The organism is Arthrobacter sp. MW3 TE3886 (assembly GCF_041262145.1).
In the GTDB taxonomy this organism is placed as follows: domain Bacteria; phylum Actinomycetota; class Actinomycetes; order Actinomycetales; family Micrococcaceae; genus Arthrobacter.
On the sequence record NZ_JBGCAN010000001.1, the window covers coordinates 2093152 to 2106791 of the forward strand.

The window sequence follows — 13640 nt, forward strand, 5'->3', positions numbered from 1 at the left end:
TGGACGGCAGGTAGTGCAGCTCACATACTCGAAAGAAGTCAAACCACGTTTTTGTGGATCACCCGTTCATCCGAAGGGAACACTCTGTGTCCGTCGCCAAAATTCTTGAAGATGCCCGCGAGCTGCACGGCGACATCGTTCAGTTGCGCCACGACCTGCACCGCCACCCAGAGCTGGGTCTGGAACTGCCCCGCACCCAGGAGAAGGTCCTGGAGGCGCTGGCCGATCTTCCCTTGGAGATCACGTTGGGCACGGGCCTCACCTCCGTGGGTGCCGTTCTGCGCGGCACCGCCGGCGAGACGTCCGGCGACGCCCGTCCGGCGGTCCTGCTGCGCGCAGACATGGACGCCTTGCCGCTCCAAGAGGAAACCGGCATCGATTTCACGTCGGAGGTGGCCAACCGCATGCACGCCTGCGGCCACGACCTGCACACGTCGATGCTCGTCGGTGCGGCACGTCTGCTCGCCGAGCGTCGCCACCAACTGGCCGGCGACGTCGTCTTCATGTTCCAGCCCGCCGAAGAATTGCTGGCGGGCGCTCCGATGATGATTGAGGAAGGCATCCTGGAGCTGTCCGGCCGGCGGGCCGACGCCGCTTACGGACTCCACGTCTTCAGCGCGGGCGGCAATACGGGCCGCTTCGAAACCAAGCCGGGGGTCATGATGTCCGCCGCGGACGCGCTCTTCGTCAAGGTCATAGGCCGCGGCGGTCACGGGTCGGCGCCGCACCAGGCGCAGGACCCCGTCCCGGTTATGGCGGAAATGATCCTCGGCCTCCAGCACATGGTCACGCGCCAGTTCAACGCCCACGACCCCGTGGTGGTCTCGGTCGGAATGGTCAAGGCCGGCGAGGCCATCAACGTCATTCCCGACACCGCCGAATTCGGCGCGAGCCTCCGGATGTATTCCGACCAGGCCAGAACCAAAATGCAGTCGGCCATTCCGCGCCTGCTGGAAGGTATCGCATCTGCTCACGGGCTGGAAGTCGACATCAACTATCACGTAGGGGGACGCGTCACGGTGACGGACGAGGCCCACACCGCATTTGCCGCCGACCAGATCACCGAACTTTTTGGCGCCGAACGCCACCACCGGCTCGCCGCACCGCTGGGCGGGTCCGAGGACTTTGCCGACGTCCTCGCCCGCGTGCCGGGCAGCTTCATCTGCCTGGACGCCACCCCGCTTGCCGGCGGCCCGAACGCGGCGTTCAACCACTCCCCGCGCGCGGCGTTCGATGACAGTGTCCTGGTTGACGGTACCGCCCTGTACACCCAGTTGGCCGTGGGCCAACTGGCCCAGCTCGCCGGCGTCTGACCCTCCCTGCCACCCCAATCCTTCCCCAATACCAAGGACTTTTGATGATGGACCCAACAACTGACGGCACAGCGCACCTTGCAGTGCAGGAAAAGATCCCGGCCGCCCGGGCATCGCTCAAGGCGACCAAGTCCCAGCGGCAGACTCTCGTCGCCACCGGCATGGGCAACGCTCTCGAATGGTATGACTGGGGCATCTACTCCGCCTTCGCCATCTACTTCGCCACAGAGGTCTTCAACCCCAAAGACCCCCTGGCCGCGCTTTTGGGGGCGATGGCTGTCTTCGCCGTAGGCTTCGTTGCCCGCCCAGTTGGCGGCCTCCTCTTTGGCTGGATGGCGGACCATCTTGGCCGCCGCGCGTCGATGATCTCCACTGTGGGCCTCGCATCGTTCGGATCCCTGATGATCGCGCTGGTTCCTACCTACAACTCCGCAGGCGCCTGGGCCGCCGTAGTGCTTCTCACTGCCCGGCTCCTACAAGGGCTGGCCCACGGCGGTGAAATGCCCTCCGCCCAGACCTACATTGCAGAGTCCGCCCCGGCATCCCGCCGCGGTCTCTGGTCCTCGTTGATCTACGTCTCCGGCACCTCCGGCATTGTGATCGGGCTGCTGTTCGGGGTGCTGCTGAACACAGTCCTCAGTAAGCCCGACATGCAGTCTTGGGGCTGGCGTATCCCTTTCGTTGTCGGCGCGCTCCTGGGCCTGTACACCCTGATTGCCCGTTCACGGATGAAGGAAACCGAGGCGTTCACCGCAGCGAAGGCCACCGTTCGCCAGCCGATGTGGCCGGAGGTCCGCAAGAACTGGCGCTCCGCCCTCCGAGTGATCGGCCTCGGCGTCGGGGGTACCGTCTGCTACTACGTCTGGTCTGTCAGCGCGGTGCAGCAGGCTGTCATCATTCACAAGATGGACCAGGGAACCGCCCTTCTGGCCAGCGTTCTAAGCAACGTCGTACTGATCATTTCCCTGCCGTTTTGGGGCAAGTTCTCTGACCGGTTCGGCCGCCGACCCAGCCTTTTGATAGGCACCGGCGTGCCCATCATCCTCTTCCCGCTGCTGGTAAACACCGTGGGTCAGAGCTTCTGGTCCCTCTTTCTGCCGGCCACCATCATCCTGGTTTTCATGGGTGCAACACTGTCCATTTCACCTGCAGTGTTCGCAGAGCTCTTCCCCACGCGGATCCGCACGGTGGGCGTCGCTGTGCCCTACGCAGTCGCCGTGGCCGTTTTCGGCGGGACGGCACCGTATCTGCAGAACTGGGCGAATGCGTCGTTCGGTCCGGGAGCGTTCACCATCTATGTGGTGGTTCTGCTGGCAATCTCCACGCTAGTCGCGTGGAGTCTTCCGGAAACCCGGGCGAAGGACCTCACCGGATAGAACGGCGGCAAGGGTGTCTTTCAGCAAGGGGCTGATCAGTACACATTGTCTCGTAATGTCTGTCGAACTGCGGCCAGAGGACGGACATCGTGTACACCCCCGGCTCTGGACCGGGCCGGGCCGGGCCGGTGATGTTTTCGGCGCCGCCGATTCGTCCCGCGATGGAGGAACACGTCTGGCAGCGACTCCTGGGCCGTCAGGTCCGGCCACAACGTCAGTGGCCCGATCAGCGGCGCCGCCGACCGCATCAGCTTGCAACGTTTACCGGTGCCGCCCCGGAATTGCCGGAGAGGCACGGGAGCCATGTCATTGGTTCCACAGTAATAGTTGTTCCATGCCCAAAAAGTTCAGAACAGATGTTGAGGAGAACTTGTGCAATCCGACATCTCTAGTGGAGCAACGCTTCGCTTTGTCGAAGAGTGGCAGCAACTTGAGGGACTTCTCGTCGAACTTCGATTCGGGGGAGTCACCCAACGCCGTGGCCGTGTTGACACGGTCATGCCCGATGCGTCCGGCCTCTGGCTGGCGGCCCACGCAGCCGATCGGCGCACCTTCGTTGACCAGGCCAGCGGCTATGAGATCTGGGTGAGTGAGCCCAAAGGAGAGGGGCCTCGTGATTCTCCTGATGAGACACGTGGTCCAGCATGACGAAACCTCGGCTGTCAGCGGGCTCTACCTGCGATCGAAGGAGCTAGGGTGAGGCTTCGTCCTGATCCGTGGAACTGGCCAATTTGGGGTGTGTACAAAGTACGCACTTTGGACTTCGGATCGGGTGGTACAGGGTTCGGATCGGGCCGGATTCCTTAGGTTTCCGAGACTTCCCAGTGTCTACAAGGGAGGGAATGCAGTTCGAGTCCTACCTCGGGCACGTGTTTTCCCTTTTCAGGGGCTTGTGGGCCGCTGAATGTGTACAAATCTCCTTTTTGTGGGCCCCTGCGGGGGCCCATTTTTGTTGGTGGTGGCTGGTCTGGCGGCTCCTTCTCTTGGCTTGGACAGCGGTGTTGCTGTGTACTCCTTCATGGCCGGGAGCGCTTGTAACTGCATGACTTGGGAGCAAGTCCTCATGGCCATCCTTGGCGGCAGGCGGAAGTCCTGGGAAACTCTCGGCATGACCTCGAGGGCGTCCGGCATGTCTTCCTCCGTCCGGTGCGGGGCCAGGACGCTACTGAGGAGGTGCTAAATGCTTGGGAGTTGCATCAGGTTGACCTGATATTCATAGGTCTCCGTCAGAGCAGCCGGTCGGCAGGCTCTTCCTGGGCAACACGGGACAGCGGATCCTGCTCGAGGCGGGCTGCCCTGTCCCCGCCGTCATTGCCCGACACGTCGCATGGGTCTGTTTTGATGTCGGCTGCCTGGGTCATGGCTGGGTTTGCGTCATGGGCATTGATAGGGGCTGACAGTTCGGAGTCGGAGATTCGACTCGAGGAGCAGAGATTGCCCCCGCTTCCTAGTGAAGCTTCGACCGCCGCGTTCTTCCTGTAGTAATCGGTCTCGTTCAGAGTGGCAGTGGCCGGTTTTCGACGACGTTCTTCATGACCAGGGTAGAGCTCAGGCGCTGGACGCCGGGGAGGGTGGAGATTTGCTCGTCATAGAGCCGTTGGAACGCCCGTACGTCGCGGGCGACTACTTGGAGGAGGTAGTCGGGGTCTCCAAAGAGGCGGTGTGCCCGCAGGACGTTGGGGCACGCCGGCAACGGCGTCTTCGAAGGCGGCCACGGTGTCGCGGTCCCCATCACGCATCGTGACGAAGACCAAGGCTTCAAAAGTGAGACCAAGTGCCTCGGCGTCCAACTGTGCCCGGTAGCCGCTGATGGCGCCTGACTGCTCCAGTGCCCGCAGCCGGCGGTGGCATGGCGACAGGCTCAGACCGACGCGTTCAGCCAGATCGGTCAGCGAGAGACGGCCGTCCATCTGCAGTTCAGCAAGGATATTCCTGTCCACGTTGTCCATGGAGAAAATTCTCCCTCAAAACAGCCTTTAGACCAAAGAACTTGGAAGCACATTCTGGCCGTACTTTCCTATGCTTTCTGTAGGACACAGACGCTCTGGGTCCGTCGTGCTAAGGAGAGAAATATGCCGTTCGGGACCGTGGCCGCATTTTGGGCGGTGTCTTTCCTGTTTGTGCTCACACCCGGGGCGGACTGGGCCTACGCGATTTCGGCAGGGCTGCGCCACCGGACGGTGTTTCCCGCTGTCGCCGGGCTGCTGAGCGGGCATCTGCTGGCCACCGCAGTGGTCGCGGCCGGCGTGGGCGCGCTCGTGGCCAGTTCACCGATGGTGCTGACAGTGCTGACAATCGTGGGGTGCGCGTACCTGGTGTGGCTGGGACTGGGGATGTTCCGGAACCCTTCGGTCCCGCACGGCAGCTTGGATCAGGTCGAGGGCAACTGGGCACGGCAGGCTCTGAAGGGCGCCGGGATCAGCGGCCTGAACCCGAAGGTCTTCCTTCTGTTCCTGGCGCTGCTGCCGCAATTCACGGACCCCAACCGGTCATGGCCGGTCGCCGGGCAGATCGTGGCACTTGGGCTGGTCCACGTCGCCAGTTGCGCCGTCATCTACACCGGTGTCGGCTCCGGCGCCCGTGCCGTGCTGCGAACCCGGCCCACGGCCGCCCGGACCGTGACCCGGATTTCCGGTGCAGCCATGATGCTCATCGGTGTGTTCCTGCTGGTTGAGCGGCTGCTGCACTAGTTGTACTGCCCAGGGACGTTGGTTCGGTGAATGTGATGACTCGCTGGAGTCGTTGACCCAAGGGTGAGGACCTCCGGTTGCACAGTGGAGTTGCTTAGACAACCGCTGCAGCGACCAGGAGGTCCTCGTGTCCCACGCTAATGCCGCTTTGACTCCACGCCAACGTTTGCGCGTCGCGCGTCTGGTCGTAGAACACGGCTGGCCGGTGTCCCGGGCTGCCGAGCAGTTCAATTGCTCCTGGCCGACGGCGAAACGGTGGGCAGCCCGCTACGCCGCGATGGGTGAGGCCGCCATGGCCGACAGATCCTCGCGCCCGCACCGGGTGGCGAACCGGACGCCGCAGCAGCTGGTGCGCAAGGTGGTGCACCTGCGCTGGAAGCAACGGCTGGGGCCGGTCGCGATCGGCGCGAAGCTGGCCATGCCGGCCTCGACCGTGCACGCGGTTCTGGTCCGGTGCCGGCTGAACCGCCTGCACCACGTGGACAAGCGCACCGGGGAGGTCGTCCGCCGGTACGAGCACGAGACGCCTGGAGCGATGATCCACGTCGACGTGAAGAAGCTCGGCAACATCCCCGACGGCGGCGGCTGGCGCTACGTCGGGCGGCAGCAAGGAGACCGGAACCGGGCAGGAACCCCGGACAAGGCGCGCAGCAGACACCGCGGGCCACTGATCGGGACCGCCTATGTCCACACGGTCATCGACGACCACTCCCGGGTCGCCTACGCAGAGATCCACGGCGATGAAACAGCGGCCACCGCAGTTGGAGTGCTCAGGCGTGCAGTGTCCTGGTTTGCCGCCCGCGGCGTCACCGTTGAGCGGGTCCTCTCCGACAACGGCTCGGCCTACAAATCCCACCTCTGGCGCGACACCTGCCGTGAAATGAACATCAAAGCAAAGAAGACCCGCCCCTACCGGCCCCAGACCAACGGCAAGATCGAACGCTTCCACCGCACCCTGGCCGACGGGTGGGCGTTCCAGCGCTTCTACGCCACGGAATCAGCCCGCAGAAACGCCCTCCCGGCATGGCTGCACCACTACAATCACCACAGGCCCCACACCGCAATCGGAGGCCAGCCGCCCATCAGCCGCTTAACCAACCTCCCTGGGCAGTACAACTAGAGGAAGACGCTCCCGGCGCCGCTGCGGGACCACCTCGGCGCCAACCACCCCCAACCCTCGAGGAGAATACCCCTGATGGAATCAGAACAGCTTCACCGGAGCTACCTGGACCTCACCACCCCGCACGTCGCGGACGCGTGCATGCGCCTGGACATAGCTGTCCGCTGCGCCCCGCCGGGAACCGTGCCACTGTGGAGCGGCACGCACCTGGTCGGCCGCGCCCGTCCGGCCAGACACTTTGGCAGCGTCGACGTCTTTCTCGAGGCCATTGACCGTGCCGAACCCGGAGAGGTCCTGGTCGTAGACAACGCCGGCCGTCAGGACGAAGCCTGCGTCGGCGACCTGGTCACCCTGGAAGCCAGCCGGGCGGCCCTGTCCGGCATCCTCATCTGGGGACTGCACCGCGACACCGCGGAGCTGCGGACCATCCGCCTGCCAGTATTCAGCCTGGGCGCCCTGCCCGTGGGACCGCAACGCCTCGACCCGCGGGACCCGGCAGCCCTCGAGTCTGCAATGTCCGGTCCTCACCGCGTTACTGCCGCTGACTTCGTACTGGGTGATGACGACGGTGTGCTGTTTATCCCCCTCGACCGCGCCGACGAGGTAGCCCAGGTGGCGACGACCATCCGCGACACAGAACGCGCGCAGGCAGCACGCATGCACCTCGGCAACACGCTCAGGAACCAGGCAAGCCTGGCGGAGTACATCGCGGCCCGGGAAGCCACCCCGCAAACGACTTTCCGGCAGCACCTCCGCTCCATCGGCGGAGAAATCGAAGAATAGCGCACCAACGCCGACTGAGCGCTGCGGCCACGGGCGAAGCGAACGCGGCACCGGCGCTGACCCATTCCAGGACTGCCCGGAGACGGCCGTTGATCTCATCGGCTGCAAAGGGGGCCGCTCCTTCTTCCAAGGCCCTCAGGTGGGCTTTCTTCTGGAAGTAGGACGATTCCGCTCCGGATACTGGGAAGCTACATCAGCCTCGCAGTAGTCGAATCGAAGGAGAACGGATCAGCGGTCCATGGGGATCGCGGCTGTCATCGCTTAATGGTTTGAACCAGCGTGCCAAGACCACGGGCAAACCGGAGCGGGAGTTTGTGACGCGGGCGGCGGAGGTGCGCGATCAGCTCCGGCTGGCGTGGTCGTGTTCCCGGATGAGTCCAAAGGGTACCTGTGGGGTCAGGGATACGGAGAAATGGTCAAACTCGTGCCGGGTGACGAGTACTCCCCGCTTGCAGCCCGCGGCCTGCTGTCGTGCGGCCCCTACTGCGGCACTGAGTTTTTCTTCCATCTCGGTCCTGCCTTCGACGCGGAAGTCAGCGATGATCTGATCAAGTTTCATGGGTTTTCCTCTCAGGGAGTTTGGGGCCGCCTGCACTGCCAAAGTTCGCGGGGCGAGATAGGCAAAAAGTTTGAGAAACTACGCTTAGGTGGTCGACCAGTTAGTGCTAGCAGAGTAGCATGGCGTTAAGAGGACTCAAAGGGGATATTCATGACAGCGGAAACGATCAACACGGCAGATCTTTACGATGAACGCGGCGAGGACATCCAGTCGATTGCCATCCAGTTCCAGTCGCTCGGCGGAAAGAGCCACTTCAGTGGGCCCGCCCGGACGGTGAAGTGCTTCGAGGACAATGCGTTGCTAAAATCGGTGGTTTCAACGCCCGGCAATGGTGGCGTGCTCGTCGTCGATGGCGGGGGTTCGCTGTCGCGGGCGCTGATGGGGGACATGATCGCTGAGATCGCCGTTTCGAACGGTTGGTCCGGAGTTGTGATCTTTGGAGCCATTCGTGACCGCGAGGCGATTTCCGGACTTCCCCTAGGCGTGAAAGCATTGGGGAGCAACCCTCGAAAAAGTACCAAGATGGGCGCTGGCGAAGCTGACGTGGAACTGACCCTCGAGGGTGTCACAATCAGGCCAGGTGCCATGGTGTATTGCGATCCGGATGGAGTTCTCGTTGAGCGCTGACCCAACCATTGCCGAGCCCGCCCCGCGGGCAACCCGCCGCAAGCGGGCAGCACCCTCGGTGGCCGGCCTCAAGCCGGTGACAGTCGTCCACGCTGAACCCGCTTCCTCGGAAGTTGCAAAAGCGCTGCTGGACTACATTTTTTCCGGCCAGGTAGCCCCGGGAGAAAAGCTGCCTTCGGAGCGGCAGCTTAGCGAATCCTTCGGGGTCGGCCGCTCCGTGGTGCGTGAAGGCATCAAGTCTCTGGGCCTTCTCGGGCTCGTGGAGTTCCGGCACGGCGGCGGAACATTTCTTCGGGACACGAACTCAGAGCTGCTGCCCAGAGTGATCGAGTGGGGCCTGATGCTCGGCGAGCGGCGCACCTCGGACCTTGTCGAGGCCCGCCAGCACATTGAACGTGTCACGGCCGGCCTTGCCGCGAGCCGCAGGACTGACGCGGATCTGAAGCGAATCAAGACGGCCCTCGACGCCATGGGGGTCGCCAAAACCACCGAAGAGTTTGTCGCCGCCGACGTTGACTTCCACCTGGCCGTCGCGGACGCCTCCGGCAATACAGTCCTGGCCAACATGCTCAAAAACATCGCCGCCCTGCTGAGGGTTTGGATTCATCGCGTTATGGACGCCGAGACTTCGTTTACCGGCTCCCACGGGGAGCACACCCCTGTCTACGAGGCCATTCTGGCCGGAGACGCCGAGAAGGCGTCCGGGTCGATGGCGAAGCACATGGACGCCGCCAGTGGTCGTCTGATGGCTACATTGCAGTCCGAGGAATAACTCCACCAAGAAGGCGGGGAAGCAGTCATGCTTCCCCGCCTTTTTGCTGCCCAAGGCACGCCCGCAAGCGGTTTTAGAAATACCTGACGACAAGTGGTTGACTGGCCGACCACTTAAGGGGCATGCTTATTGCGGAACAGGGGTAGCCGGAAAAATTACTGAGGAAATTATTCTCTAGTGGTTGACTGGTCGACCACTTACCGTCATGATGATGTGAGCAGCGTCACGCTGAACCACAGACACGGGAATCAATCAACACCAGCCGTGCAGCCTCAAGGGAGAGAAGCAATGACTGAATTCAAGATGGCCCTGCAGTCCGGGACCCGTCGCCGCGCAGTGATCGCCGCTGGCGCTGCGGCGATTGCCGCCGTGATGGGCCTGACCGCCTGCGGCGGAAATTCCGGGGCGGCACAGACGCCCGCACCGGAGAACTCCATTGCCGCCGGCCAGTACCCGGATTACTACCCGGCCGACTACAAGGACCTGGTGGCCGCCGCAGAGAAGGAAGGCGGCGAGCTTACAATCTACTCCAATACGGACCAGGAAAACTGGGATCCCATCCTGCGGGATTTCAAGAAGAAGTACCCGTTCGTCACAAAGATTTCCGCCAACAACCTGGATAGCGATGAGGTCTTCCAGAAGGCCCTGAGCGAGAAGGCAACCGGCGCATCCAAGGCCGATGTCTTTGTTTCCAACGCTGCCGGCGCTTGGGCCGACTTCGCAGCTCGCAAGGGAATGCTGGCGGACTACACCTCGCCCGAGTTGGCCAAGCTTCCGAAGTTCGCCTCCTTGCTCCCCGGCGTCGTGGCCATGTCCGCTGACCCCCAGACGATCGCGTACAACACGTCCCTGTTGACGGAGAAGCCTGAGAGCCTGGCGGGTCTCGCCGCCCAGGTCAAGGCAAAGCCGCAGGATTTCAAGAACATGATCGGTGTGCGCGACACGACCGGCGCCTTCGGCTTCACGATGTTCTACAACCTCACCGAGGCGCATCCGGAGGCCTGGGATTCGCTGGCGACCATCCTTTCGGCATCCCGTCCGGAAACGTCCTCCGGAACTCTGTCCGAGAAGGTACTCGCCGGTGAATACAAGGCCGGTGTCCTGGTCACCGCAGCTCCGGCCTTCCCGGTGGTGAAGAACAGCGGCGGACTGTTCGACATTGCGCTCCCGACCGACGGAACGGTAGTGATCCCTCGCGGTCTCGGTGTCTCCGCCGACGCACCCCACGCGGCCACCGCCAAGCTGTTTCAGGACTTCGTCATCTCCCAGGAAGGCCAGCAGGCCGTGCTGGAAGGCGGCCTGTCGTCTTACCGTGAAGGTGTGAAGTCTGTGCAGTTTGCCCTGACCTACCAGGACGTCGTGTCCAAGGTCGGGGAGGACAAAGTGATCATGGCTCCCTACGAGGCTGTTGCCGCGGACAAGGTGAAGACTTTCACTGACCGCTGGCAGAGCCTCCTGAAGTAGTCCACGGTGCAAGGATCTGGAACGAAAACCATGAAAACTTTCCCTGAGGTCGCCTCCGCTCCGGCGGAAACCCCGACGCGAACTGAATTCCCCGCTCCGAAGTATCGCAGGATCCTCGGTGCGGACCGCAGCCAGCTGCTGTACTGGGCGACTATCGTCATTCTGGCGCTCCTGGTCCTTGCACCTGTGGTCCCCACGCTCTACCAGTCGGTGATGGACCGTCCTCTGTACGAGGAGGGCGGTCTGTTCACCCTGGAGAACTACACCCGGTTGTTCACCGAGGCCGGCTTCGGCCAGGTGGCCCTGAACACCCTGATTTTCGCTGTGATGACCACCGTCATGACCCTGCTGATCGCGGTGCCGATGGCCATCGTTGTCGTGCGGACCAACATCCCGGGCCGCAGGTTCTTCGGCGCGGCCATGCAGTGGCCGTTCTTCATCTCCTCGCTGATCCTGGGCTTCGGCTGGATCACCATGTACGGTCCCGCCGGCTTCGCCAGCGTCCAGGTCAAGCGGGTCCTGGGCTTCCTGCCCTGGGACCTGTACTCCATCCCGGGCATGGCAATCACCGAAGCCGTGGCACTCGCGCCCATCGCCTACGTTTTCTGCTCCAACGCCCTGCGCAACTCCGACGCCTCCCTCGAAGGCGCGGCGCAGACCGTGGGCGCCGGCCCGTTCCGGATCCTGTGGTCCGTCATCATCCCGATGATGCGCCCTCCCATGGTCTACAGCTCGGTGCTGGTCTTCAGCATGTCGATCGAAACCCTATCCATCCCGCTGCTCTACGGACAGCCCGTCGACATCACCGTCTTCGCGACCTTCCTGTACAAAAACGGGCTGCAGTCCATCGATCCGGACTACGGGATCCTGGGCGCGGCATCGGTCATCATCCTGCTGGTCACGATCCTGCTCGTAGCCGTCCAGGCGAAACTGCTCAAAGACGCCAAGCGGTTCGTCTCGGTCCGCGGCAAGGCCACCCGGCCACGGCTGCTGGACCTGGGCTGGATCAAGTGGCTCTCCGTTGCGTTCATCTTCATCTACGTGGTCATCGGCGCCCTGATTCCTATCCTCGGTCTCGTGATGCGCTCCTTCACCAAGGTGTTCACCCCGCTGCAGAACCCGCTGAACTCCTTGACCATGGCCAACTACCAGCGCATCCTCGAATTCCCGGTCTACGTCGCCTCGATCCGCAACAGCCTCATCGTTGCCGGCGTCGGCGCCGTCCTGGTCAGCGTCCTGGCGGTCGTCGCCGTGGTCGTGGCCAAGCGGTCCACCTTCCGCTACCGCAAGGTCATCGAATACCTGGCCCTGGCACCCCAGGCCATGCCCGGCCTGATCATCGGTATCGGCCTGTTTTGGGCGTTCTCCTTCCTCCCGTTCAACATGGGCGCCCTGATCCAGGGCACCATCTGGGCCATCATTATCGGCTTCGGCCTCCGCGCCCTACCGAGTGCCTTCGGCTCGATCTCCCCGGCGGTCATGCAGATCGGCGAGGAGCTGGACAACGCCGCCCGCGTCAACGGCGCGGACTGGATGCGGATGTTCCTCCGCGTCCTGGCCAAGCTCCTCACGCCCGCTTTTGTCGCCGCCATGGTGCTGACCTTCGTGGTCATGATGAAGGAATACTCTCCGGCGATCTTCCTGGGATCCGCCGAGACGAACATCATCGGCACCACCATGCTCGAGCTCTGGGTCCAGGGCAACACCGGATCGGTGGCCGCCCTGGCCACCATCCAGATCGCCATCACCGCAACCTTCGTCGGCATCGCCGGCCTGCTCATGAAAGGTAAGAAAGATGCCTGACGTCGTCGTCAAGAATCTCCGCAAAGACTTCGGAGGCAACACCGTCCTCCACGAGGTCAGCTTCACGATCAAGGACGGGGAATTCTTCACCCTCCTCGGCCCCTCCGGCTGTGGCAAGTCCACCACCCTGTCCTGCCTCGCCGGCCTGGAACAGCCCACCTCCGGCTCCATCGCCGTCGGAAACACCGTCCTCGTCGATGACTCCTCGAACAAGTTCGTTCCGCCCGAAGAGCGCAACCTGGGCATGGTCTTCCAGTCCTACGCCCTGTGGCCGCACATGACCCTGGCCGATAACCTGGCCATGCCGCTGAACATCCGCAAGGTCCCCAAGGCCGAGCAGAAGACCCTCATCCACGACGCCCTGGACAAGGTCGGCCTGGCCCACCTGGCCCAGCGCTACCCGCACCAGCTCTCCGGCGGCCAGCAACAGCGCGTCGCCCTGGCCCGGGCCCTGGTCTACTCACCGAAGGTCCTGCTGCTGGACGAACCGCTCTCCAACCTCGACGCCAAGCTCCGCGAACAGGCCCGGGTCTGGCTCAAGCGGCTCCAGTCCGAATTGGGCATCACCACCGTGTACGTCACGCATGACCAGGAAGAAGCGCTGGCCATGAGCGACCGCATCGCCGTGATGTCCAACGGCAACATGCTCCAGGTCGCCCCGCCGGAAGAAATCTACGAACGCCCCGCCACGGCAGAAGTCGCCGCCTTCATCGGCCGCTCCAACTTCCTCGACGGCATCATCACCTCAACCATCGGCGACCGCGCGGCCGTCCGCCTCGAAGACACCGGCGAAACCGTTACCGCGGTACTGACCGGTGAGATGCGCGGCGGGGACCCGGTCACCGTGGCGTTCCGGCCGGAGAAGGCTTCCCTGGCTCCGGTGGGGGATTCCATCCCGTCCGGCCACGTCGGTCTGCCCGTGGAAATCCTTACGACCTCCTATGTCGGTTCCCGCTACGAATACGAGCTGCGTTACGGGGCCCGCACGCTGGCCGTGGACAGCAAGAACAACGCCCTGCGCGGGGACCTGATGCTGGTCGTCCCGATCGAGGCACTGCGCCTGTACCCGCGTGCCAACGTAGTCTCTGCCGATGCCGCCGAGCTCATGGCAGTCATTCACTAGCCCCTGGTCC

At 63.3% G+C, this 13640-nt stretch carries 12 protein-coding genes and 1 pseudogene; 10 read left to right on the plus strand and 3 right to left on the minus strand.

The annotated features are described in order from the left end of the window. Positions 1–86: 86 nt before the first annotated feature. Both ABH915_RS09485 and ABH915_RS09490 read left to right on the plus strand, forming a co-directional pair. Positions 87–1313, plus strand: coding sequence for a M20 family metallopeptidase (locus tag ABH915_RS09485; protein ID WP_370120275.1), 1227 nt, complete (start codon positions 87–89; stop codon positions 1311–1313). A gap of 44 nt (positions 1314–1357) precedes the next feature. Next, the gene (locus ABH915_RS09490) at positions 1358–2689 is read left to right on the plus strand and encodes an MFS transporter (protein ID WP_370120278.1); all 1332 of its coding nucleotides are present in this window, start codon (positions 1358–1360) and stop codon (positions 2687–2689) included. Between the two features lie 1226 nt (positions 2690–3915). Here ABH915_RS09490 and ABH915_RS09495 read toward each other — a convergent pair. Together ABH915_RS09495 and ABH915_RS09500 are read right to left on the minus strand one after the other, a co-directional pair. Continuing rightward, positions 3916–4050 (minus strand): hypothetical protein, encoded by a 135-nt coding sequence (locus ABH915_RS09495; RefSeq protein WP_370120281.1) that lies wholly within the window; start codon positions 4048–4050, stop codon positions 3916–3918. A 134-nt stretch (positions 4051–4184) separates the two neighbouring features. After that, a pseudogene (locus ABH915_RS09500) lies at positions 4185–4638 on the minus strand (Lrp/AsnC family transcriptional regulator). A 123-nt stretch (positions 4639–4761) separates the two neighbouring features. Here ABH915_RS09500 and ABH915_RS09505 point away from each other — a divergent pair. The 3 genes from ABH915_RS09505 (at position 4762) to ABH915_RS09515 (ending at position 7282) form a co-directional block, all read left to right on the plus strand. Beyond that, positions 4762–5379 (plus strand): LysE family translocator, encoded by a 618-nt coding sequence (locus ABH915_RS09505; protein WP_370120284.1) that lies wholly within the window; start codon positions 4762–4764, stop codon positions 5377–5379. A 127-nt stretch (positions 5380–5506) separates the two neighbouring features. Continuing rightward, positions 5507–6499, plus strand: a complete 993-nt coding sequence (locus ABH915_RS09510) for an IS481 family transposase (RefSeq protein WP_370120286.1) — start codon at positions 5507–5509, stop codon at positions 6497–6499. A gap of 75 nt (positions 6500–6574) precedes the next feature. Then, entirely contained in the window at positions 6575–7282 is a 708-nt protein-coding gene (locus tag ABH915_RS09515) for an RraA family protein (protein ID WP_370120289.1), read from the plus strand. A 340-nt stretch (positions 7283–7622) separates the two neighbouring features. Here the strand turns inward: ABH915_RS09515 and ABH915_RS09520 are convergent, their stop codons facing one another. Further along, entirely contained in the window at positions 7623–7841 is a 219-nt protein-coding gene (locus ABH915_RS09520; RefSeq protein WP_370120292.1) for a hypothetical protein, read from the minus strand. Between the two features lie 150 nt (positions 7842–7991). Between ABH915_RS09520 and rraA the strand changes: the two genes are divergently transcribed. From rraA to ABH915_RS09545, 5 genes are all read left to right on the plus strand, one after another. Further along, complete coding sequence (gene rraA / locus ABH915_RS09525; RefSeq protein ID WP_370120295.1) at positions 7992–8468, plus strand: ribonuclease E activity regulator RraA; 477 nt, start codon at positions 7992–7994, stop codon at positions 8466–8468. Further along, positions 8458–9240: a FadR/GntR family transcriptional regulator gene (locus ABH915_RS09530; RefSeq protein WP_370120298.1), complete on the plus strand. Its 783-nt coding sequence runs from the start codon at positions 8458–8460 to the stop codon at positions 9238–9240. The genes rraA and ABH915_RS09530 overlap by 11 nt, the downstream gene beginning before the upstream one ends. Before the next feature lie 288 nt (positions 9241–9528). Then, positions 9529–10704, plus strand: a complete 1176-nt coding sequence (locus tag ABH915_RS09535; RefSeq protein ID WP_370120301.1) for an ABC transporter substrate-binding protein — start codon at positions 9529–9531, stop codon at positions 10702–10704. Between the two features lie 30 nt (positions 10705–10734). Then, positions 10735–12507 carry an ABC transporter permease gene (locus tag ABH915_RS09540; protein ID WP_370120304.1) on the plus strand — a complete coding sequence of 591 codons (1773 nt, stop codon included), beginning with the start codon at positions 10735–10737 and terminating at the stop codon, positions 12505–12507. Next, positions 12500–13630, plus strand: coding sequence for an ABC transporter ATP-binding protein (locus ABH915_RS09545; protein ID WP_370120307.1), 1131 nt, complete (start codon positions 12500–12502; stop codon positions 13628–13630). Before ABH915_RS09540 ends, ABH915_RS09545 begins: the two co-directional genes overlap by 8 nt. Positions 13631–13640: the final 10 nt, after the last annotated feature.

Coding starts and splice junctions, on each gene's coding strand:
- ABH915_RS09505 (WP_370120284.1), top strand. CDS start 4,762: ATGCCGTTCGGGACCGTGGCCGCATTTTGGGCGGTGTCTTTCCTGTTT.
- ABH915_RS09490 (WP_370120278.1), top strand. CDS start 1,358: ATGATGGACCCAACAACTGACGGCACAGCGCACCTTGCAGTGCAGGAA.
- ABH915_RS09545 (WP_370120307.1), top strand. CDS start 12,500: ATGCCTGACGTCGTCGTCAAGAATCTCCGCAAAGACTTCGGAGGCAAC.
- ABH915_RS09540 (WP_370120304.1), top strand. CDS start 10,735: ATGAAAACTTTCCCTGAGGTCGCCTCCGCTCCGGCGGAAACCCCGACG.
- ABH915_RS09535 (WP_370120301.1), top strand. CDS start 9,529: ATGACTGAATTCAAGATGGCCCTGCAGTCCGGGACCCGTCGCCGCGCA.
- ABH915_RS09515 (WP_370120289.1), top strand. CDS start 6,575: ATGGAATCAGAACAGCTTCACCGGAGCTACCTGGACCTCACCACCCCG.
- ABH915_RS09520 (WP_370120292.1), bottom strand. CDS start 7,841: ATGAAACTTGATCAGATCATCGCTGACTTCCGCGTCGAAGGCAGGACC.
- ABH915_RS09495 (WP_370120281.1), bottom strand. CDS start 4,050: ATGACCCAGGCAGCCGACATCAAAACAGACCCATGCGACGTGTCGGGC.
- rraA (WP_370120295.1), top strand. CDS start 7,992: ATGACAGCGGAAACGATCAACACGGCAGATCTTTACGATGAACGCGGC.